The 20600-nt window shown below is 60.2% G+C and carries 18 protein-coding genes; 6 read left to right on the top strand and 12 right to left on the bottom strand.

All coding sequences use genetic code 11. The features are described 5' to 3' along the window. Nucleotides 1–68 precede the first annotated feature (68 nt). From FHX76_RS06805 to FHX76_RS06815, 3 genes are read right to left on the bottom strand one after another with little or no spacing between them, the layout of a single operon-like run. Nucleotides 69–845 (bottom strand): amino acid ABC transporter ATP-binding protein, encoded by a 777-nt coding sequence (locus FHX76_RS06805; protein ID WP_167149159.1) that lies wholly within the window; start codon nucleotides 843–845, stop codon nucleotides 69–71. Beyond that, the gene (locus tag FHX76_RS06810) at nucleotides 842–1633 is read right to left on the bottom strand and encodes an amino acid ABC transporter permease (RefSeq protein WP_167149161.1); all 792 of its coding nucleotides are present in this window, start codon (nucleotides 1631–1633) and stop codon (nucleotides 842–844) included. Before FHX76_RS06810 ends, FHX76_RS06805 begins: the two co-directional genes overlap by 4 nt. Before the next feature lie 36 nt (nucleotides 1634–1669). Continuing rightward, nucleotides 1670–2464: a transporter substrate-binding domain-containing protein gene (locus tag FHX76_RS06815; RefSeq protein WP_167149163.1), complete on the bottom strand. Its 795-nt coding sequence runs from the start codon at nucleotides 2462–2464 to the stop codon at nucleotides 1670–1672. Between the two features lie 171 nt (nucleotides 2465–2635). On the opposite strand from FHX76_RS06815, the gene FHX76_RS06820 reads away from it, so the two are divergent. Then, nucleotides 2636–3967 (top strand): M20/M25/M40 family metallo-hydrolase, encoded by a 1332-nt coding sequence (locus tag FHX76_RS06820; protein ID WP_167149165.1) that lies wholly within the window; start codon nucleotides 2636–2638, stop codon nucleotides 3965–3967. Between the two features lie 27 nt (nucleotides 3968–3994). Here FHX76_RS06820 and FHX76_RS06825 read toward each other — a convergent pair whose 3' ends face one another. From FHX76_RS06825 to FHX76_RS06840, 4 genes are all read right to left on the bottom strand, one after another. Beyond that, complete coding sequence (locus tag FHX76_RS06825; RefSeq protein ID WP_167149167.1) at nucleotides 3995–4873, bottom strand: M48 family metallopeptidase; 879 nt, start codon at nucleotides 4871–4873, stop codon at nucleotides 3995–3997. Between the two features lie 104 nt (nucleotides 4874–4977). Beyond that, a complete protein-coding gene (locus FHX76_RS06830) occupies nucleotides 4978–5547 on the bottom strand; it encodes a LemA family protein (RefSeq protein ID WP_167149169.1) in 570 nt (189 codons plus the stop codon). 105 nt (nucleotides 5548–5652) lie between these two features. Continuing rightward, a complete protein-coding gene (locus FHX76_RS06835) occupies nucleotides 5653–7035 on the bottom strand; it encodes a D-arabinono-1,4-lactone oxidase (RefSeq protein ID WP_167149171.1) in 1383 nt (460 codons plus the stop codon). Then, nucleotides 7032–8282, bottom strand: coding sequence for an amino acid deaminase/aldolase (locus tag FHX76_RS06840; RefSeq protein WP_167149173.1), 1251 nt, complete (start codon nucleotides 8280–8282; stop codon nucleotides 7032–7034). The genes FHX76_RS06835 and FHX76_RS06840 overlap by 4 nt, the downstream gene beginning before the upstream one ends. Before the next feature lie 200 nt (nucleotides 8283–8482). Between FHX76_RS06840 and FHX76_RS06845 the strand changes: the two genes are divergently transcribed. The 4 genes from FHX76_RS06845 to FHX76_RS06860 all read left to right on the top strand — a co-directional run bounded on the left by FHX76_RS06845 (nucleotide 8483) and on the right by FHX76_RS06860 (nucleotide 13197). Next, on the top strand, nucleotides 8483–9301 hold the full coding sequence (locus FHX76_RS06845; protein ID WP_167149175.1) for an IclR family transcriptional regulator domain-containing protein: 819 nt from the start codon (nucleotides 8483–8485) through the stop codon (nucleotides 9299–9301). A 196-nt stretch (nucleotides 9302–9497) separates the two neighbouring features. Then, nucleotides 9498–10595, top strand: a complete 1098-nt coding sequence (locus tag FHX76_RS06850; RefSeq protein WP_208402458.1) for a Gfo/Idh/MocA family protein — start codon at nucleotides 9498–9500, stop codon at nucleotides 10593–10595. Further along, a complete protein-coding gene (locus tag FHX76_RS06855; protein ID WP_167149178.1) occupies nucleotides 10592–12358 on the top strand; it encodes an FAD-dependent oxidoreductase in 1767 nt (588 codons plus the stop codon). The genes FHX76_RS06850 and FHX76_RS06855 overlap by 4 nt, the downstream gene beginning before the upstream one ends. After that, a complete protein-coding gene (locus FHX76_RS06860) occupies nucleotides 12355–13197 on the top strand; it encodes a sugar phosphate isomerase/epimerase family protein (protein WP_167149180.1) in 843 nt (280 codons plus the stop codon). Before FHX76_RS06855 ends, FHX76_RS06860 begins: the two co-directional genes overlap by 4 nt. 2 nt (nucleotides 13198–13199) lie before the next feature. Here the strand turns inward: FHX76_RS06860 and FHX76_RS06865 are convergent, their stop codons facing one another. Continuing rightward, nucleotides 13200–14528 (bottom strand): RCC1 domain-containing protein, encoded by a 1329-nt coding sequence (locus tag FHX76_RS06865; RefSeq protein WP_167149182.1) that lies wholly within the window; start codon nucleotides 14526–14528, stop codon nucleotides 13200–13202. Nucleotides 14529–14766: 238 nt separating this feature from the next. Here FHX76_RS06865 and FHX76_RS06870 point away from each other — a divergent pair, with 238 nt between their 5' ends. Continuing rightward, complete coding sequence (locus tag FHX76_RS06870; RefSeq protein ID WP_167149185.1) at nucleotides 14767–16014, top strand: pyridoxal phosphate-dependent aminotransferase; 1248 nt, start codon at nucleotides 14767–14769, stop codon at nucleotides 16012–16014. 13 nt (nucleotides 16015–16027) lie between these two features. Here FHX76_RS06870 and FHX76_RS06875 read toward each other — a convergent pair whose 3' ends face one another. From FHX76_RS06875 to FHX76_RS06890, 4 genes are all read right to left on the bottom strand, one after another. Continuing rightward, nucleotides 16028–17227 carry a glycoside hydrolase family 26 protein gene (locus FHX76_RS06875; protein WP_167149186.1) on the bottom strand — a complete coding sequence of 400 codons (1200 nt, stop codon included), beginning with the start codon at nucleotides 17225–17227 and terminating at the stop codon, nucleotides 16028–16030. Then, entirely contained in the window at nucleotides 17228–18565 is a 1338-nt protein-coding gene (locus tag FHX76_RS06880) for a glycosyltransferase (protein WP_167149188.1), read from the bottom strand. Between the two features lie 179 nt (nucleotides 18566–18744). Beyond that, a complete protein-coding gene (locus FHX76_RS06885) occupies nucleotides 18745–19746 on the bottom strand; it encodes an RCC1 domain-containing protein (RefSeq protein ID WP_167149190.1) in 1002 nt (333 codons plus the stop codon). Continuing rightward, the gene (locus FHX76_RS06890; protein ID WP_167149192.1) at nucleotides 19743–20426 is read right to left on the bottom strand and encodes a hypothetical protein; all 684 of its coding nucleotides are present in this window, start codon (nucleotides 20424–20426) and stop codon (nucleotides 19743–19745) included. The genes FHX76_RS06885 and FHX76_RS06890 overlap by 4 nt, the downstream gene beginning before the upstream one ends. Nucleotides 20427–20600: the final 174 nt, after the last annotated feature.

Consider the following 20600-nt stretch of genomic DNA (forward strand, 5'->3'; position numbering starts at 1 on the left):
GTTCCTTCCCAACGGGCTATGGGAACTCTTGCGTCATATCTGTATGAGGCGCGGTGGATGGGCGAACGCTAGTCGGCCAGGTCCACGTCGGTTGGGTTAAGCACGCGACTCAGGAACTCCTTCGTGCGCGCGTTCTGCGGCGCGCCAATGACCTGAGCGGCCTGGCCGGCCTCAACAACAACCCCGCCGTCCATAAACACAACCTTGTCGGCAACCTCGCGGGCAAAGCCCATCTCGTGTGTCACCACAAGCATGGTCATGCCGGCCTTCGCCAAGCCGCGCATAACGGCAAGCACATCGCCAACAGTCTCCGGGTCAAGCGCAGAGGTTGGCTCGTCGAAGAGCATGAGCTCTGGGTCCATGCTGAGCGCCCGAGCGATCGCAACACGCTGCTGCTGGCCTCCGGAAAGCGACGACGGTTTATCCATCGCCTTGTCGGCGAGGCCAACGTGCTCGAGGTTGCGCAACGAAATCTCGTCGGCTTCTGCGCGCGAGCGTTTCAGCACCCTGCGCTGGGCAATCGAGCAATTTTCGAGAACCGTCAGGTGCGGGAACAGGTTGAAGTGTTGAAAGACGAGCCCAACCCGACGGCGAAAATCGTCGATGTCACACTCTGGATCGGTAACAAGGGTGTCGCCAACGGTGATCGTGCCGGCATCAGGACGCTCAAGCAGGTTGATGCAACGCAGCAGGGTCGATTTGCCCGAACCGCTTGGCCCGATGAGGCAGACAACCTCGCCGGGGTTCACATCAAGGCTGATCCCCTTGAGCACCTCGTTGCTGCCGAAGGCTTTGGTCACGCCCTCAACTACGATGCGTCCGCCGGTGTTTGCGGTGTCGCTCATTTTTTGATCCTCGCCGTCTTCGCTTCGAAGCGCCGCGACAGGTAACTGAGCGGCACGGTAATGATGAGGTAGCACGCACCCGCAGCAACGAGCGGCGTGAGGCCCGCGTTTGCTGCGGTGAGGCCAACGCGACCAAACTTCGTCAGGTCGTACTGGCTGACGGTGAGTCCAAGCACGTAAATGAGCGAGGAGTCTTTGGTCAGCAGGATGATCTCGTTGGTCAGCGGCGGAAGCACGATGCGAAGTGCCTGCGGGATGACGATGGTGATCATTGCCCGCGCGTGCGACATGCCGAGGGACCGTGCGGCCTCCATTTGACCCGCGGGAACGGCTTGTAGGCCGGCCCGGATGGTTTCAGCGATATAGGCCGCTGAAACCGTACCGAGTGCGAACATTGCCGTCACATACGTATCCATCGTGATGCCAAACGCCGTTGGAAGGCCGTACCCAAAGAGTACAAACACCAGCAGCGCAGGAAGTCCACGGAAGATCTCGATGTAGAGTGTTGCGATCCAACGGTACGGCCCAACGGACGAGAGCTTCATGAGCGCCAGCAGGATGCCGCCGCTCATACCGACCACAAATCCGAGCGCCGTGAAGATAAGCGTATTCACAAACGCGAGGGTAATGATGTCGGGGAACTGGCTCTTCAGCACGTCCCAGTTCAAGAAAGCCGAGCCGATCTTGCCCCAGTCTGCGACCAGCGCAAGAACAACCACGGCGATAATCAGGACAGCGTATTGGATGCCTCGCGACAGCCGGGCACGCTTCAGTGCGGTCATTGCCATTATGCAGTCACCTTTGTATAGAAAGTAGCGCGGGGCTTACTTGATTGCTGGCATCCACTGGGCAAGCATTGCCTCGCGGGTGCCGTCTTCGTCCATGCGCTTGAGGGTCGCGTTGATGCTGTCGAGCAGCTCGGTGTTTCCCTTGCGTACGCCAGCGCCAAGGGGCTCGCTGCCGAACTTGTCAGCGATGACGAGGCTTGAGTTGTCCTTTGCGAAGTACGCAAGCGTAGCGATGTTGTTGATCACGCCGTCAACGCTGCCGGATTCGAGGGCCTGCACAGCGATGGTGCCGTCCTCGAACGCCTTGGGGTCAAGACCCTTTTCGGTTGCGAAGGCCTGACCAGTTGTTGCGTCCTGCACGCCAACAACGCCTTCGAACGTGTCGAGGCTGGTGATGCCGGAGTCGTCGCGCACGAGCAGCGCAAGGTTGTCGTCAAAGTATGGCTCTGAGAAGTCAAACTTGGTGGCGCGCTCGTCGTTGATCGAGATGCCCGAGATGACGGCGTCGCAGTTCTTCGCGTCGAGGGCTGCACCAGACTCGATGGATTCAAACGAGCTGCTGACGATCTCAAGCTTTGCGTCAAGGTCTTTAGCGATCTCGTTGGCGAAGTCGATGTCGAAGCCTACGATTTCACCGGTTGAGTCGTCTTTGAATTCAAACGGTGGGTACGCGGTTTCGGAGCAAATCTTGAACACGCCTTCTTTGAGAAGCGGGCCGGCGTCAGCGCTGTCGCCAGAGTCACCGTTGCTGCTGCAGCCGGTGAGGAGCAGGGCTCCGGCAGCCGTGAGGCTGAGAAAGGCGGTAAGGGAGGCTTTGTTGTTTCGAGTCACGATTGGCTCTCTTCGTTAGCGATTGTGGCGATAAATAATTGGGCGGTCGGTGTAACGACAATATATTAGACCTTATCCGTCACGTTCCCCCTCACCAAGAAGAAACGGCGCCTCATTCGTACCTATTTGGTTACGGTTCTGTTTCGGCCCGGCTCGGTTTAGGCTGAGTCCATGAGTGACAGTGCAGTTGACCGTTTCCGAACGCTCCTCCGGATTCCCACCGTCTCGCCTCCGCTCGAGGCCGACACCGACTGGGCAAGCTTTCAGCGGTTTCGCGAGGCCCTCGCCGACCTGTACCCATCGCTCCACGCCAATCTCGAGCACGAACTGGTGGCTGAGCACTCGATCCTCTTCCGGTGGAAGGGCGCCTCATCAGAGCAGCCGAGCGTGCTGATGGCCCACTACGACGTCGTGCCGGCAACCGACGAGGGGTGGACGCATCCGCCGTTCTCGGCGACGCTCACAGGAGAGGGCACGGATGACGCTACCATCTGGTCGCGCGGTGCGATCGACGACAAGGGCGCGCTCGTCACGCTGCTCGAGGCCGCCGAGAAACTGTCGGTCGACGGTTTTGTTCCCAAACACGACATCTATCTGAGCTTTGGACACAACGAAGAAGTTCAGGGTTCCGGCGCGCAGGCCATCGCAAAGCTCTTCACCGAGCGAGGCGTCACTCCCGCGTTTGTTCTCGACGAGGGCGGCGCCGTCGTTGAGGGCGTCTTCCCCGGCGTAGAGAAACCCATCGCGGTGGTTGGCGTGAGCGAAAAGGGCATCATGAATGTCCGACTCACCGTGCGCCAGCAGGGAGGGCACGCCTCGACCCCTCCTGATATGACCGCAACGGCGAGGCTCGCGAGAGCCATTGACCGGCTGCGGCGCAACCAGTTTCCGGCAAAGCTCACCGCCACAAACGTGGCGATGGTCTCGATCCTCGGGGCTGAGGCAACGGGCCCGCTCGCCTACGCGGCAAAGTATCCAACCGCGGCGAAGTCGCTGCTGCCCCAGGTGTTCGCCCGGATGAGCGACGAAACCAGGGCAATGGTCCGCACGACGATGGCCGTCACCCAGCTCGAAGGTTCCCTCGCAGCAAACGCCCTCGCCGAATCCGCGAAGGCGATAGTGAACGTTCGTATCGCGGTGGGATCCTCGGTTGCAGAGTCCATCCGTCACCTCACAAAGGCAATCCACGACCCGCTGGTGAGCATCACAATTGACGAGGCGAACGAGCCTTCGAGAACTTCCCCACACGACGGCCCGGCTTGGGAACACCTCGCGGCAAGCATCCGAGACACGTTCGACAACACGATCGTGACGCCCTACATCATGCTTGGCGCGAGCGATGCAAGACACTTTGCCAAGCTCTCGGCCCACGTTTACCGCTTCAGCCCGTTCGATCTGACAACCGACGAACGGGGCGCGCTGCACGCCGTTGACGAACGCATTCGGGTCTCAAGCTACCTTCGCGGCATTAGCTTCTACGAACGGCTCGTGGCCGGGCTCTAATCGAGCTGGCGCCGAATCCAAGCTGATCTAGAATTTGCCACCCATGTCGAGCAGGCGGCGAATGCGGTCGGCGATGGGAGGGTGCGTCGCAAAAAGGCGGTCAAGCCCGCCGGCCTTGAGCGGGTTGGCAATCCACATATGAGCCATGCTTGTGCTCTGCTTCTGCATTGGCTGCGAATATTCGCCGAGCTTATGCAGGGCACTGGCGAGCGCCTCTGGGTGGCGAGTGGTGAGCGCGCCCGTCGCGTCGGCAAGGTACTCTCGCTGGCGCGAAACGGCAAGCTGCACAACACTCGCGATCAGCGGGGCAACGATCATGGCAACAAGCCCAAAGATGAGGAGCACTGCCCCACCGCCGTTGTTGCTGTCGCGGCGGCCAAAGAAGGCCATGCGCATAAACATGTCGGCAAGCATTCCGATGGCAACAACGAGGCCGTACACGATCATGTTGAGGCGGATATCGTAGTTGCGCACGTGGCCGAGCTCGTGGGCCATGACGCCCTCAAGCTCGGAGTCGGTCATGATGTCGAGCAGCCCGGTTGTGGCGGCCACAACGGCGTGCTCTGGGTCGCGTCCGGTCGCGAATGCGTTTGGCGCTGGGTCGTTGACGATGTAGACCTCTGGCATCGGGGTTCCGGTGGTAATCGACAGGTTCTCGACGATACGGTACAGGCGCGGATTGTCGGCCTTCTCAATCTTGCGCGCGCCGCTCATTGCGATGGCCTGTTTGCTGGCCGTGAAGTACTGGATAAGCGCATAGAGCAGGGCAAACCCAACCGTGAAGTACACGATCGTTGGGTTGCCATAGACATAGCTGGCGAGCCAGCCGAGGCCACCAATTATGAGAATAAACAGCACGATAATAAGCGCGGTGTTGATTTTGTTCTTTCGGATGGCGCTGTACATCGCCGGCTCCTTCTTTCGTGAGATGACCGTCTCACGGTGTTGCTCTTAACTGGCATACGCCGGCAAGCGAAGCAAACCGGCGTATGACCAAATTGGGGGTGAAGTTAGAACTGAACGCGGGGTGGCTCCGAGATGGCAGCCAGGTCTTCGACCTCAAAGAAGTCGCGTTCGGTGAAGCCAAGGCTGCGCGCAAACATGTTGTTTGGGAAGACCTTGATCTTGGTGTTGAGCTCGCGAACTCCGCCGTTGTAGAAGCGGCGCGATGCCTGAATCTTGTCTTCAGTGTCAACCAGTTCGGCCTGCAGTTGCAGGAAGTTTTGGCTCGCCTGGAGCTGAGGGTAGGCCTCTGCGACGGCGAAGATGCTCTTCAGCGCGGACTGCATGTGGCCCTCGGCCACTGATGCTTCTGCAGGGCCCTGCGCAGACAAGGTCTCGGCACGCGCCTGAGTAACCGCCTCGAAGACGCCCTTCTCGTGCGTGGCGTATCCCTTCACCGTCTCGATGAGGTTCGGGATGAGGTCGGCTCGACGCTTGAGCTGAACGGTGATGTCGCTCCATGCTTCGTCAACGCGAACGTTGAGTCGCACAAGCGAGTTATAGGTCGACCACAGGTAAATACCAATGATGACCACGAGGGCGACAACAATTATGAGAGGAACGATCCAACCAGACATGACTTAATCATACTGGGAGTTGCGTGGAGTGTTGCTGAGAGTTTTTTGGTGACAACGAACAACCGACTCCGCCGAGCGTTCAGGCTGGCCTGGGCGATCAGAAGGTCAGCGGCCAAGCACCCGATCAAGGTACGGGTTCGCAAAGACGCGCGCGGGGTCGAGCCGATCCCGCGCCGCAAGGAAACGTGGCAGGTGCGGATAGAGCTCAGCAACATCGTTCGCCGAGAGCTGATGCATTTTGCCCCAGTGCGGCCTGCCCCCGTATGACCTGAGGATGCGCTCAACGGCCTCAAAATACTCAACATGATTCTCGCGCCAGTACCGGTGCACCGCGATGTAGCCGCTCAACCGTTCGTTGGCCGTCGACATCCATACGCCATCAGCGGCAGCGCTGCGCACCTCAATGGGGAACGATACTCGCCAGCCCTTTCGCTCAATGAGCGTCATGATCTCTCGAACGGCAGGCACAACCTGGTCGAGCGGGAGCGCATACTCCATCTCGCGAAACCGAACGCTTCGGTCGGTGACAAACACCCTGTGCGAGTAGTCGCTGAAGCTGCGGTTTCCGGTGAGGCGCTGGATGAACCGGCTCACGGGAGGCGTCGTGGAAGGAAGCGCTTTTCCTATGCCACACACGGCACGATACAAGCCGTTGGCCATGAGTTCGTCGTCAACCCAGTGCGAAACCTTGCTAAGCGGCGCGCGAGGGCTGTCGTTCGGCAGCCGCGTGTTTGTCTTTGTGAGCGCGGTCTGAGTGTGCGGAAACCAGTAAAACTCGAAGTGGTCGTGTTCAAGAGAACGCTCAACAAACGATTCAAGGACCTCGGCGACGGGGAGCGGTCGCTCGACCGCGCTCAGGACAAAGGCTGGCACGCACTGCAGCGTCACGTCGACCAGTACGCCGAGCGCGCCAAGCCCGAGCGCGACGGCAGGGAGCAGGTCAGGATTCTCCTGCTCGTTTACACGGACCAGGTTTCCCTGCCCGTCCACAAGCGTGACGCCAACAACCTGCGTTGCGATTCCGCCAAAGGAGGCCCCCGTGCCATGCGTTCCGGTCGAGATGGCTCCCGAGATGGTCTGGCGGTCAATATCGCCCATGTTTTCGAGCGCGAGCCCGAGGGGAAGCAAGATGTCGCCAAGCTCGTAGAGGTGGGTGCCAGCACCAATCGTGACGCGGCCACGCGCCCTGTCATAGGCGACCAGCCCGCTGAGCCCATCGAGGGTCAGCCGAATGCCAGAGGTCGCACCGATCGCGGTGAAGCTGTGAGAGGCACCGATGGGCTTTACCGTGAGCGAGCGATCTCGCGCGTCGCGCACAATGGCCTGCACATCTCCAGCAGAGGCAGGGGCCGCAATGAAACTGGGCGTCGAGCTTTCGACACGACCCCAGTTGCGCCAGAGGGCCGAGTTGGGAACGGGAACCGAAGATGAGACGGCCTGCTCGTGTGGCTCACGAACAGCGGCCTTGCTTCCGCGCAGTGTGATCATAAAAACGCGTACCCTTCACCTCGGTAACTCGGAATGCTCCCCCGGAGCTCGCCATTGCTCAGAATATGAATGTCGTTGGCGTGCTCGGCGATCTCGCCAGCTTTGGTGTGGCGGAGCCACACACGGTCGCCAACGGCCAGGCTGCGCGCCGCATCGCCGGCAAGTGGGGTCTGCACCTCGCCGGCGCCCTCTCGGGCCAGATAGCTCAGCCCTTTTGGCCAGGCAACCTGCGGGAGTCGGTCATCGCCGGCTGGACCCGACGCTATCCATCCGCCGCCAAGCAGCGTTACGGTATCCGGAAGCGGCTTACGAACGATATTGAGGCCAAAGGCTACGGCCGGTGCCGGCGTGAAATTGTCGTAGTTATCAAACAGATGCGGGCCGAAGAGGCCGCTTCCCGCAGCAATCTCGGTAATGCTTGGGTCGGCGGAGGTCACCTCAAGCGACCCGGTGCCGCCACCGTTGACAAACTCAAGGGCCTGCTCGGCACGCACAAGAGCAATGGCCTCGGCACGGCGCTCGCTCAGCTCGGCAAAGGAATTGCGCTGCATCCAGCGATTAATCGCCCCCTCGACGGGTTTGCCAACTGGCCGGCTGCCAACGCCCGCGATCTGGGCCTCGTACGACAACACTCCGACAAGCTCAAAGCCGGGTTCCGCAATGACCCGACGAGCAAGATCCTGTAGCGCTGCCGGTGTATGCAGCGGCGAACGGCGGACGCCAAGATGCCCAAGCACGGGAGCCTGCCACGATGCGTCAAAGTCGAGGCAGACACGAATCGTGTTTCGTTGTGATGCGGGAAGCACACTGTTGACGAGTTCGAGTTGCTCAACGGCGTCCACCATGATCGTGACCCGACCGGCGAGCCGTTCGTCTGTGGCCAGCCGGCGAAGCGCGTTACGATTCGCCGTTGGGTAGCCAACAACAACATCCTCAACGGTTTCGGCCAGCCACAAGGCTTCTGGCAGTGTAAACGCGAGCACACCCGCGTAACCGGGGAGGGTGAGCACCTGCTCAATAGCGCCGCGCACCCTGAGTGATTTGCTCGCAACGCGGATCGTGGTACCCGATGCCCGACGAGCCATGTCTCGCGCGTTGTGCAGCAGCGCCTCTGCCGAGAGAATCACCGTCGGGGTATCAAGATTTGCCGTGGCCAACTCGATCTCGGCCCAGTATGAGGCGGCCTTCTGCCACGGCTGTCGGGCTGCCCGTTCAGCGAGGCCTGGTTCGCTCAGGTCGAGCGTCATTGCGGCTCCCTTGCTCACATGTGTTCAGGTGCACGAGCGCCAGTGCGGCGTCGCATTGACGCAACAATACTCTGTCGCATGAGCCGTGCACAGCCCCATGTCGGGGATGGCGAACCGTGTCCGCGCTGGCCGGCCCAAACGGCATGGCTAGAATGCTGAGGGACACGCTCCCGTGAACCCAAGCAGGAAGAGCACAACCAATGGCGCAGGAATCGATCGATGAGGCCCTCTCAGGCGACGTATCCCCTGCCGATTCTGGCGAACGCCCAAGTTACTTCCTCGAATCTCTTGAACGCGGACTCAACGTGCTTGAGTGCTTTGATGCCCAACATCCGGTGCTCACCCTGTCTGAGGTCGCGACCCGACTCGGCATCCCGCGCGCGACCGCTCGCCGGGTGCTGCTGACGATGACAGACCTCGGCTACATGGCCCAAGACGGGCGCAATTTTTCGTTGACTCCACGCGTGCTCTCGTTCGGCTTCTCATACCTCCGCAATCTCCCGCTTCCCCGCGTAGCTCAGCGCCACATCGAAAAGCTCAGCCTCGATCTTGGCGAAGCGGTCTCTGTTTCGATCCTCGATGGCGACCGCGTTGTGTTCATCTCGCGCACTGCCTCACCGCGCCTCCTCAACATGGCGATCTCGGTTGGCACAAGTTTTCCAGCCCACGCCACGTCGTCAGGCAAAGTATTGCTCGCCAATCTTTCTGCCGAACGGCGCGAAGCGTTTCTGGCAACAACGCAGCTCCTCCCCTACACAAAAGACACCGTCATCGACCGAGCTGTCCTCGGTCGCGAACTTGACGCCGCGCGCGAGCGCGACTGGGCTGTCTCTGTTGGCGAGCTTGAGGGCGGGATGCTTGGGGCCGCCGCAGCCATTCGCACCAGAAGCGATACGGTGCTCGGCGCTGTCACGGTCGAACTCCCTGCAACTCGCTACACGGGCAGCGAGCTTGAGACAATCCTGATCCCGCGCCTCATTGAGTGCGCAAGGGCGATCGCGGTCGATTCGCTTACCTAGTCACTCCCGGCAACGCCCACCACCCGTCCGCTCCCGATCGGTTCGCCACTCCTTGCGATTTTTGGGCTCATTATTCGCAACGAGCGGCGAACCGATGGATCTCCGAGTCCAATTATGTGCGCTGAGCGCACACTTGTGCTGCGTGCGAACGTTGTATATGCTCGGGTCAACACCAGCTGGGCAACCACTAGGAGCAATGATGACCCTTCGCCTCGGAATCGTCGGATGCGGCAATATCGCCGCAAACCACGCGATTGCTCTCGCTCAGACACCCGGAGCAGTTGTCGTCGGCTGCTGCGACTCAAATCTCGCCCGCGCGCAGGAATTCGCTGCGGCGCACAACATCCCACACGCCGTCGCAACAACCGATGAGCTCTTCGCCCTTGGCCTCAACGCCGTCACCGTCTGCACACCTCATCCGGTTCACGAAGAGGTTGTTGTGGCCGCGGCAAGCGCGGGGCTCCACGTGCTCTGCGAAAAACCAATCGCGGTTGATCTCGCTGCGGCGGACAGGATGATCGCGGCAGCAGATACCGCAGGCGTTACCTTCGGGGTACTCTTTCAGCGCAGATTTTGGCCGGCCGCCCAGCGCATCCGTGCGGCAATCGACGACGGTCGCATCGGCCAGCCGATTCTTGGCGAAGTCACGGTACAACTGTTTCGAGAAACGGAGTATTACTCAGCCGACGCCTGGCGCGGCAGCTGGCTCACCGACGGCGGCGGAGTACTCATGACCCAGGCGGTCCACCAGATTGACCTATTGCAGTGGTTTCTTGGCGAACCCGTATCGGTGTCCGGATTCATTGCCACCCAGAAATTCGGAGCACACATCGAAACCGAAGACTCGGCCGTTGCGACCGTCAGATTTGCGAGCGGAGCGATCGCCTCGATCAATGCCTCAACCGTGAGCAACCTCAATCTCGGCAATCGCGTTTCGGTGACTGGCACCAGCGGCGCGGTCGCTTCACTCACCGAGTTTCCTGAGGGAAACGAAGCGGTCAACGATGTCTGGACGGTTGAGGGCGAAACCGAATTTACACAGGTATACAACGCTCACACCAGAGCTAACATCCCACTCTCGCAGATCAACGGCCAGCTCACACCGTTTCATACGCTGCAGATCCAAGATTTTGTCAGCGCTATCAAGGAGGGCCGCGAACCGGCCGTCACGGGGCGTGACGCGCGCGCATCCCTCGCCATTATCGCGGCCGTCTACGAATCAGCCCGAACCGGCACCGTTATTGCGCTCACCCCCTCCCCAGCTCCCCTCGCAGAAAGCAGCATCTCAGCATGAACAACGTCACAACCGATGTCCTCGTCATTGGCTCAGGCGCAGGAGGATTCTCGGCGGCCGTCACCGCCGCCTACCACGGGCTCTCCGTCACCGTCGTAGAGAAGGCAGACGTGTGCGGCGGCGCGACCTCCTGGTCAGGCGGCTGGATGTGGACCCCTGGTAACCCTCTCGCCAAAGCTGACGGAGTCGATGAGGACCCCGAAACCTTCCGCACCTACCTCAGAAGCGTCATCGGGGAACAGTATGAAGAAGACCGCATCGACGCATTCCTCGACGCCGTACCAAACATGGTTGGCTTCTTCCACAACAAGACGTCGTTGCAGTTTGTGCCCGGAGCAAAAATCAACGACATCTATGGCAATAACCCCGGCGCCGGAACTGGGCATCGCTCGGTCGGGCCGAAGCCCCTCAACGCGAGAGCTATCAAACAACCGCTTCGCAAGAAGCTGCGGGGTCAACTCTACGAAACCTCGTTCCTTGGCATGGGCATCATGGCGGGGCCTGACCTCGCAGCCTTCCTCAATGCGATGCGCGGCGATGTTCGATCGTTTTTCCACTGCGCGTGGCGCGTCGGTTTCCACGTATGGGACCTCATCTGGCACCGCGAGGGGATGCAACTCGTGAATGGCACGGCACTCACCGGGCGGTTGGCGATGTCGGCTGACAATCTTGGCGTCGATATTCGCGTATCAACCCCCGCAAAGCGGCTGCTCACCGACCAGTCTGGGCGCGTAACCGGCGCGGTCGTTGGTTCGCCAGACGGCGACGACTACACCATCACCGCGACGCGGGGCGTTGTGCTCGCAACAGGTGGCTTCCCAAACGATGTTGAGCGGCGAAGGGAGTTCTTCGCACGGACCCCCACCGGCAACGAGCACTGGACCCTCGCTCCGGCAAGCACAACCGGCGATGGCATTAATCTCGCGGAATCGGTTGGCGGACACTTCCGCAGCGACGTCGCGTCAGCTGCAGCCTGGTGCCCGGTATCGCTCATGCCATACCGCAGCGGCCGAATCGGCACCTTCCCGCACATCCCTGACCGCGCAAAGCCAGGGAACATCAGCGTTCTCCGCAACGGCAAACGGTTTGTGAACGAGGCCAACGGATACTACGACTTCGTGCAGGGCATGGTCGAGTCCGTGCCGGAAGGCGACACCATCGAGTCGTGGATGATTGCAGACCACACCTTTGCCCGCCGATACCCGGTTGGCATGGCGAAGCCACGGCCTGTCCCGCTGTTTCCCTACATCAGGAACGGCTACATCGTGAAATCCCGCACGCTTGAGGGCCTCGCGCGAAAGTGTGGCATTGATCCTTCTGCACTCCGCGACACCGTGGCCACGTTTAATGCCAACGCCAGGGCAGGAAAAGACCCCGAGTTTGGGCGAGGCTCGACCCCCTTCAACCGCTCTGGAGGGGATGCAAGCAACCCCTTTCCGAATCCGTCGCTTGCCCCAATCGAACGTGGACCGTTCTACGCGGTCCGCATCCTCCCCGGCAGCTTTGGCACGTTTGCCGGGGTCTCCGCAGACGGCAAAGCTCGCGTGTTAACAGCCTCAGGTGACCCCGTTCCCGGCTTGTATGTTGCCGGCAACGACCAGGTCAACGTCATGGGCGGACACTACCCGGCCGGAGGCATCAACCTCGGCCCTGCGATGACGTTTGGGTACATCGCGGCGCGCGATATTGCCGGCGCCACCGACTACGAGACATCGCACGCCGCCGAACGAACGGCCCTGCGCGCACGAAAGGCCACCTCATGAGCTTCATCTCACCAGCGACCAACATCACCCTGAGTTCCTACACGCTCGGACTCACGACAGAGGTGCCGTTCCGCGAACGCGTGCGCGCTGCCGCAGAGGCTGGCTTCTCCGGCGTTGGGCTCCGCGTTGAGAACTATGTTGCGGCACAGGCAGAGGGGCTTTCAGACAGCGACATGCTCGCCACCCTCGACGAGTACAACATCCGGGTAACGGAGGTTGAATACCTCACCGGCTGGGGACCAGAGCTCGTGTCAACCGATGCGGAGATCACAAAGGAGGCCAACGCCTTTCATATGTGCCAACTGTTCGGCGTAGCGCAGGTCAACGTTGGGCTCCTTGAACAGTTGGATCACGCATCCATCGTGGATGCGCTCACCGCGCTCTGCGACAGGGCCGGCAGCATCATCATTGCGGTCGAATACATGCCCTACAGCGGCATCCCAAACATTCCGGAGGCATGGGCCATCATCGAGGCGACGGGAAAGGCGAATGCGCATCTCTTGGTTGATACCTGGCATTGGGCACGCGCAGGCCAGACGTCAGCCGACCTCGCGCGAGTTCCCGCCGACCGCATCGTTTCGGTGCAGCTGTGCGACGTGCTTGAGCACGCAATGACACCACTCAGGGTTGAGTCGCTGCACCACCGCCTGCTACCAGGGTTGGGCTGGGGCGACCCTGTTGGGATGCTGCGAGCGCTCGAACAACACGGGGCAACCCCAAACGTGGTCACGGTTGAGGTCATCTCCGACGAGCTCGCAGCCAAAGGCATCGACGAGGCCGCTCGGGTCGCCTACACCGCAACGCGGTCGGTACTCAACGAAGCGTCAAAGCAGAGCTAACCCTAGAGAACTGCGGCCTGAGTAAGCCCTGTTGTGACGCTGCTCCCATTTCCGAAGAGATAATAGCCCGCGTAACCCCAGGCATGGGCATAGCCGTTGGTATCAAGGGCGATGCACGTACCTGAGCCGCAGGAGACGAAGTCAATTGCGGCGCCGGCAAGGCTACTGGTCGCTCGCTCAATTGGGGTGGGTTCTGGAGTAGACGAAGAGACTGGCCCTTGGGCAAGGCCACCAGTAAAGTCAGACCCCCAGCTGTAGAGAACCCCGTTGGTTGCTAACGCGAAAGTAACGGAGCCCGATACCGTGTCGATTTGTTTGATCTTGAGACTGGCAAGGGCACCCCTGTCGTTGACACGAACAGGCTTAAGGTACGGGTCTGTGCTGACAAGGCCAAGGCCGAGTTGCCCATTTCGGTTGTTCCCCCAGGAGAACAGCGAGCCCTCTGCATCAAGGGCAACGCTGTAGCCCGCTGAGGCCGCGATCTGCACAACCTTGGTGAGCCCAGATACTGCGATTGGCAAAGAGCTTGAGAGAGCGCTGCCGATGCCTAGTTGGCCGCTCGAGCCGAGACCCCACGCGTAGAGGGTGCCTGAACTGTCAATCGCCAGCGCGTGACTCTGCGTCAGCACGCAGGCGGTAATCACCTTTCCGCTGAGCGCCGTCACCAGAGCGGGAACAGACTGAGCTGAGAGTGTTCCAAGGCCAAGCCGACCGCTCGTGTTGACGCCCCACGAGTGAAGACCACCGGTGGTATCGATGGCCATGGCCCCGTCGGAGGCAACACACATCGAGGCGAGACGCTTACCAGCAAGCGAGCCTGACGTGAGACCGCGTTGCGGAAGATCAAAACGCGCCGTGACGGCGCTTCCGTTCCCAAACAGGCCGTCCGTGTTTGTTCCCCAGAAATAGCCGATGCCTTGGTTATCAATTCCGAACGATGCTTTGTCCCCAGAGTAAATCTTCTCAAAGGTGTTGCCAGCGAGCGCTGGCGTCTCGGTGATGTCATTCAGGCGACTGAGCTCGGTAACGGCTACACCGCCACCAAATCGGCGGTCGCCCCAGGCCAGCCATCGTTTGTCAGGCAGACGGCCATAACCAGCGTACGTACCGGTCTCGACGGTGGTCAGGACCTGGCGCGTCTGAACCGAAATGGCCGTCGAGGGCTGCGCGAAATCCTGATCGATATAGGCTGCATCAGTGACAGGGCCGAACGCCAGCGTCGAGCCCGCAGCGATCAGACCGGCAGCGACCAGCAATTTACTGACGCGACCAATGACGCCGCGTTTGCGCTTGGCAGCGTGATCCCCAACATGCACGGGATTATCCAGCACAGTATTCTCCCCAGATTCAACGTTTGACGGTCTCCCCAGACCAGAACGAACTCTTCGTCCACAGTTCAGTGCTCGAAGTATGAAATACATTACAGACTGAGGGTGTGTTTTTCATGAACGGATCGGAACCACGTTTTCTGCAGCGACGTGGGGGCATCAATCCGGTAGTCTTGCACCGGCTGGGCAGGGCAGCATCCCAGTTCAACGATCACCCTGGAACGCGATAAACTCTGTGAGTATGTCGTCTGAACAGCATTCCTCCGGGCCACTCCGCAACTTCGACCAGTCGGCCAAACTCCGCAACGTGCTGTACGACATCCGCGGACCGGTGCAGGACCACGCCAGCAGGCTTGAAGCCGACGGCCACCGCATCCTCCGCCTCAACATCGGCAACCCCGCCGTCTTCGGTTTTGACGCGCCAGATGCCATCGTGCGCGACATGGTCACGTCGTTGCCAACGGCCCAGGGATACTCCGATTCGAAAGGCATCATCTCCGCCCGTCGAGCCGTTGTCAACCACTACCAGGTGCGTGAAGGCTTCCCCTCGTTTGATGTTGAAGACGTGTACCTCGGCAACGGCGTCTCCGAGCTCATCTCGTTTGCCCTCCAGGCGCTCCTCAACCCCGGCGACGAGATCCTCGTGCCGTCGCCCGACTACCCGCTCTGGACGGCATCCACCGTGCTCGCTGGCGGAACCCCTGTGCACTACGCGGCTTCGGAAGAACACGATTGGAATCCCGATCTCGCCGATATTGCAAGCAAGATTACTGATCGAACCAAGGCAATTGTTGTCATCAACCCGAACAACCCAACGGGCGCCGTGTACTCCCCCGAGGTGCTCACAGGTATCGCCGAGCTCGCGCGCCAACACGGGCTCCTCATCTTCGCCGACGAGATCTACGACCGCATCCTCTACGACGAGGCGAAGCACACCTCGATCGCTTCGCTCGCGCCCGACGTGCTGTGCATCACGTTTAACGGCCTGTCAAAGACGTACCGGGTTGCCGGATATCGCTCCGGGTGGATGGTCATCACCGGCCCACGCGAGCGGGCAACAAGCTACATCGAGGGACTCACGCTACTCTCCTCGATGCGGCTCTGCGCAAACGTCCCCGCCCAGCACGCAATCCAGGCGGCCCTTGGCGGCATCCAGAGCATTGACGCACTCATCGCCCCTGGCGGTCGACTCACGAGGCAGCGCGATGTCACCTGGGAGATGCTCAACACGATCCCTGGCGTTTCCTGCGTCAAGCCGAAGGGTGCGCTCTACGCGTTCCCACGGCTCGACCCAGACGTGCACGAGATTCATGATGACGAGAAGTTTGTGCTGGATCTCCTCATCCACGAGCGCATCCTCGTGGTGCAGGGCACGGCGTTTAACTGGTCAAAGCCGGATCACTTCAGAATTGTGACGCTGCCGGAATCGGCTGATCTCAGCACGGCCATCGAACGAATCGGAAACTTCCTCTCGTCATACCGCCAGTAGGCCCACGACGCGGCTACCGGCTACCGACTGTCTCGCCTCGTGGCAGCGCCGAGACGAGCGGAGTGGCAGCGACGCCGGCGCGGTAGGCATCGATATTCGCTTGGTTGTCGCTAAAGATCCAGTCAGATTTTCCGCCCGTTTTTACGGTCGTTTGGAACCAGACAAACCCGACAATATTGGGGTCTGAGTTGACGTAGCTAAACAGGCTGGAGATAAAGGCCGTTTTCCCTCCGTAGGATTGGGCCCCAACCTCGGTCAGCATGGTCCGTTTGGTGCTGAACGTGCGGATGACCCCGAGGGTCGGACCAAACAGCTCGTTTGCCGTGGCCTCGCCGACGCTATACCCGGTTATTCCGGTGAAATCGACGTAGTCGTCGCCGGGGTAGAGCGGCTGAAGTGGGACCGAGGATTCGGGGATTGCGCGCTGTACGTTAACGGACCAGATCCAGGCAACGTTATCGGCCTGCTCCTCTGCGAAGATATCGTGCACGTGACGCCAGACGGCAACGTATTGTTCCGCGGTATTGCCGTTGACCCCAACAGACCACGGGTACCACTTGCCATTCATCTCGTGGTTAAGACGAAGCAGCACCGTCTTGTCATAAGCCGCGACATCGTCGGCAAAGTCCCGAATGTAGCCGTCGAACTGTCCGTTGAGAATATTCTGGAGCGAGTAGTTTGGGTCTGCTGTTGGCGACCCTTTTGCCCAACTTTCCCACGAGATCATGGGAAACGCGCCCTTTGCGTACGCGGCGTCGGCGCCGTCAATTCGAAACGGCTCATCCCATTTGGTGAAAAAATTGATGACGTTTGGTGACGCGCCCGCGAGCTCAACATAGTTGTCGTATTCCTGTTGGCCGTAGGGCAACCCGTTTGAGAAAACGCCGACGACCTTATTTGGTGAGACCGCGAGTGCCTCTGGCGAAAGCGAAACGTTGCCCAACTCGGAAGCGCTAGGAACCGCAGAGGGGTCGCCGGATGGGGTCGGAGGCGTGGCACGTTCGGCACCCGGCGTCGGCGTTGCGGACGGCACCGGCGACCCAACGAGTTGACCTGCCTCGGCCGGCGAGCTATTGGTGATGCCAGCGAGGGTTTGCCCGTCGGCCAGCAGCACCGTTGCGGAAACCGCGATGAGCACAACTCCGGCGAGCACAAAGTGCCGCATGCTGTTCCGTTTCGCACGGAGCTCTGAACGCCTGGGAAGTTGTGTCATTTAGATCAGTGTCCTGTCGGGTAGAACGGCAAGAGCGATTGACGCGAGGAGGAGAAGCCCGCCGAGCACCATCGGAACGTATAAACCAAGCCCACGCTGTTGCTCGCCCCTAAACCCACCGTTGCGGGTGCCCCAGCCAGCATTGCGTGCACACTGAAAAAAGCCCCATACCCGGATGGGGATCAGCACAAACGTGTTGAGCAGCAAAAAGAGCGGGATCAGGCTGATATCGGCGGGCTGCCGGCCAAAATGCCGAGAGTAACGGAGCACAAGCGAAAGGACCGTCATGAGGATGGCGAGGCCAAGCAAGAACACCAGGCCGGCGCCATGGGCGGGGAGCAAGAATTCTTCGTACAGATTGGTGTCTTTGGCAATGAACGGGACGATGAGCCAGCTCGTGACGCAGCCGAGGATCAGGAACGGCACAATAATGTCGGTGAGGTAGAAAAACGCAAGCATTGGAGCGTTGCGCAGCATCCACCAGCTCATGCGGAGCGTGTTGTACTGGGAACCCCTCGCCCAGCGAAACTGCTGCTTGGCGAGAACGCGAAATTCAGTTGGGGCATCGGTGTAGACCACGCTCGTGGACTGATAGACGGTCTTATAGCCGTCCTTGAGGGTGTAATTTGTGAGCGTACGGTCGTCGGAAACCTCAAGAAAAACGCCAAGAAACGTTTCGTTCATGAAGCGATCCATGTTGCGCACGAGGATGCTTCTGCGGAAGGCAATCGTGCGGCCAGGGAGGCATCCGACCGTGCCGAGCCGCGACATCGCCGGCATTGAGTACTCTGACCGCACCGATTCCATCCAGTTTGCCCACCTCGTGAGCACATTGCGGGCCGGGTCGAGCACTCGCTGATTGGTGGTAACCCCTCCGATGGTTGCGTCGGCAAACGGCTTGAGCAACTCGTCAAGCGTGTTTGCGGTCCAGACCGTATCGGAGTCGACGAGCACGGCAATCTCGCCGCTCGACACGGCGACTCCTTCGCGGAGCGCGTTGCGCTTTCCTGGAGTTGAGGTATGCACGTGCTCGATGCCGAGCTCATCACAAACCGCTTCGAGGGCAGGGTTTTTGGCGCCGTTAATGACCACGATGATTTCGTCTGGTTGTTGTTTGCGAATGCGATCAAGCACCTCGCGAAACAGATCAACTGGTTCGTCAACGACCGGAATAATCACCGAGACGGTTCCCTCAAACGGTGTTGAATAGGGCCGGTACTTCGCTGAGATGACGGCTTTGGTGCCCCAGACCATCCAGATCACAACAACGATGTAGAAATAGAGTGCAAAGGAGCCGTCGCTCAGCAGGCGCTTGAGTTCGAGCAAAAAGGTCAGCACGGGTTTCTTCTCACGATGGCAGGTGGATGTTTCGCTGGGCAGCCACGCGGTGTTGCCTTGGGTGGTCCAAAACAGGCTTCGTATGGAGATCCGCGCAACGACGCATGCTCCCTCGGCAGGCGCGCCCACTGTTTAGTGCCGATGCGGACCACTTCGTTACAGTGCGGAGTGCGCTTCGTTTAGCGAGTTGCGCTTTCGAGGAAGAGAACACCCCTGTACGTGCCAAAGAGCTGGTCAATAAACTTTCCGCTGATCGTCGAAGGAATGGTTGGGCTCGAGCTTCCCGAGCGAAACACCTGCCCGTCATCGGTAAGAAAGATGCTGGCTCCTTGCGTTTGTTTCACCTGCTTCACGCGTTTTCCCGCGAGTCCGGCGGGATTCACAATCTGCCCGCCCGCCGCTGTTCCCCATTGCAGCACCGCACCATTCTCAAAGATGACCGCACACACCTGATAGTTCGCGGCAAGGCCAACGATTGTACGGCCCCAGTCAGCGCTTTCTGGGAGTGTTTTGACGTTTTGGGTGGGATTTGAGGCGCCCCAAACAGACAGGGCATTGTCCTGAGTCACCGCCATCACGTGCCAGCTTCCCGCGACAAACTGCGAGATGAACTTGCCCTTGATCTCTGACGGGATGTCGAGCTCGCCGTAGCGATTTTCGCCCCAGCCAATGAGATTGCCCTCACTCGTCAGCGCCATCGAGAAGCTAGACCCTGCGCTCACCTGCACAATCGTTTTTGCGTTCACCGCGGCGGGAACGGTTGCTTGCCCCATGGAGTTCAGGCCCCAAGCAAACACCTTGCCCTCGGTAGTCAGGGCGAGGAGGTGCCCGTTGCCTCCCGCAATCTGTTTGATCTGTTTGCCGCTGAGGCCAGCAGGAATGCTGAACTCACCGTTCGCGTTGGAACCCCACGCATACCAGTTGTTTTGGGTGTCAACGGCGACGCTTGCGTAGGAATCGCCTCCAGCCACCGATATGGTTTTGCCCTGCATCGCCGTCGGCATGTTGTTGGATTCGGGTGCCGGAGTGAGCTGCAAAAGCCGCGCGTTATCAGCAGGGAATGCGCTGTTACTCGTGTCGGTGTAAGCGGCCTCCGTGGCCGCCGGAACCTGCAAGATACCGCCAACCGCGATGACCGCGACGATGGCAAGAACCGTTGCGGTTCGAGATGTGCGCGTCATGATGTTGTCTCCGAGGTCCCGGTAAACGCTACGCCAACGCCGGTTGAAGCGGTGTTGTATTTGAACGGCAACATCGGCGAAACTTTTGCCACAATCTCAAGCTGGTACGAAACCCCTGGTAGGGCCCCGGCCAAGCGGCGAGAGGCGATCTGGTTGAACTCTGCCGCTGACGTTGCAATCGCAACCATTCTGCCGTTCCAGGTGACGGAGAACAGCAGGTTGTCAAAGACCTTCTGGCAGTCTTCTCGTGGCGTCGTTGTGCGCCAGGTATCGGCATTCGGGCCACTATCAAGAGCCGCAATCCGGTCGAGGCACGCTTGGGACGGCAGTAGCGACGGGACGATTGCGCCCGTCGGCCCTCCAGCCGCTACTCGAACTTCAAGGGTTGTCCCGATCGTTGTCAGCACGCCGATGGATCCCTCAGGATTTGTAACAGCCACAATCGAGGGAGCAGCCGCCGGTGCTGATGTTTTCCAGTTGCCACCCTGCTCCCTGGTCTCCAAACGAAACTCGTTTGGATTCCCAATGGCCCGTTCGGCTGTGGCCTTATCGGTATAGGCAGCATTCGTTAGGTTGGAGGAGACAAGAAAAAACGCTCCCGCGACGGTCATAATCCCGAGCGCGATCATTGCTGGGCGGTAGCCCCGCGCCTGGTGCCAGCGCGACGTCGTTTGTATCATGGTGCTCCTCAACTCCCCAGAATGTTCGCTGCCGGGTTGCCTCGGAGAGACAGGCTGAGAAGGCGCCAGCTCAATCCCCTGAGCCGTGACGCGCCCTCACCGCGAACTTTGTCACGAACAATCGTGCGGCGGTTGAGTTGAAGCATAATCCAATGCGGGCATTAATGCTAACGG

This window comes from Lysinibacter cavernae (assembly GCF_011758565.1).
Taxonomy (GTDB): Bacteria; Actinomycetota; Actinomycetes; order Actinomycetales; family Microbacteriaceae; genus Lysinibacter; species Lysinibacter cavernae.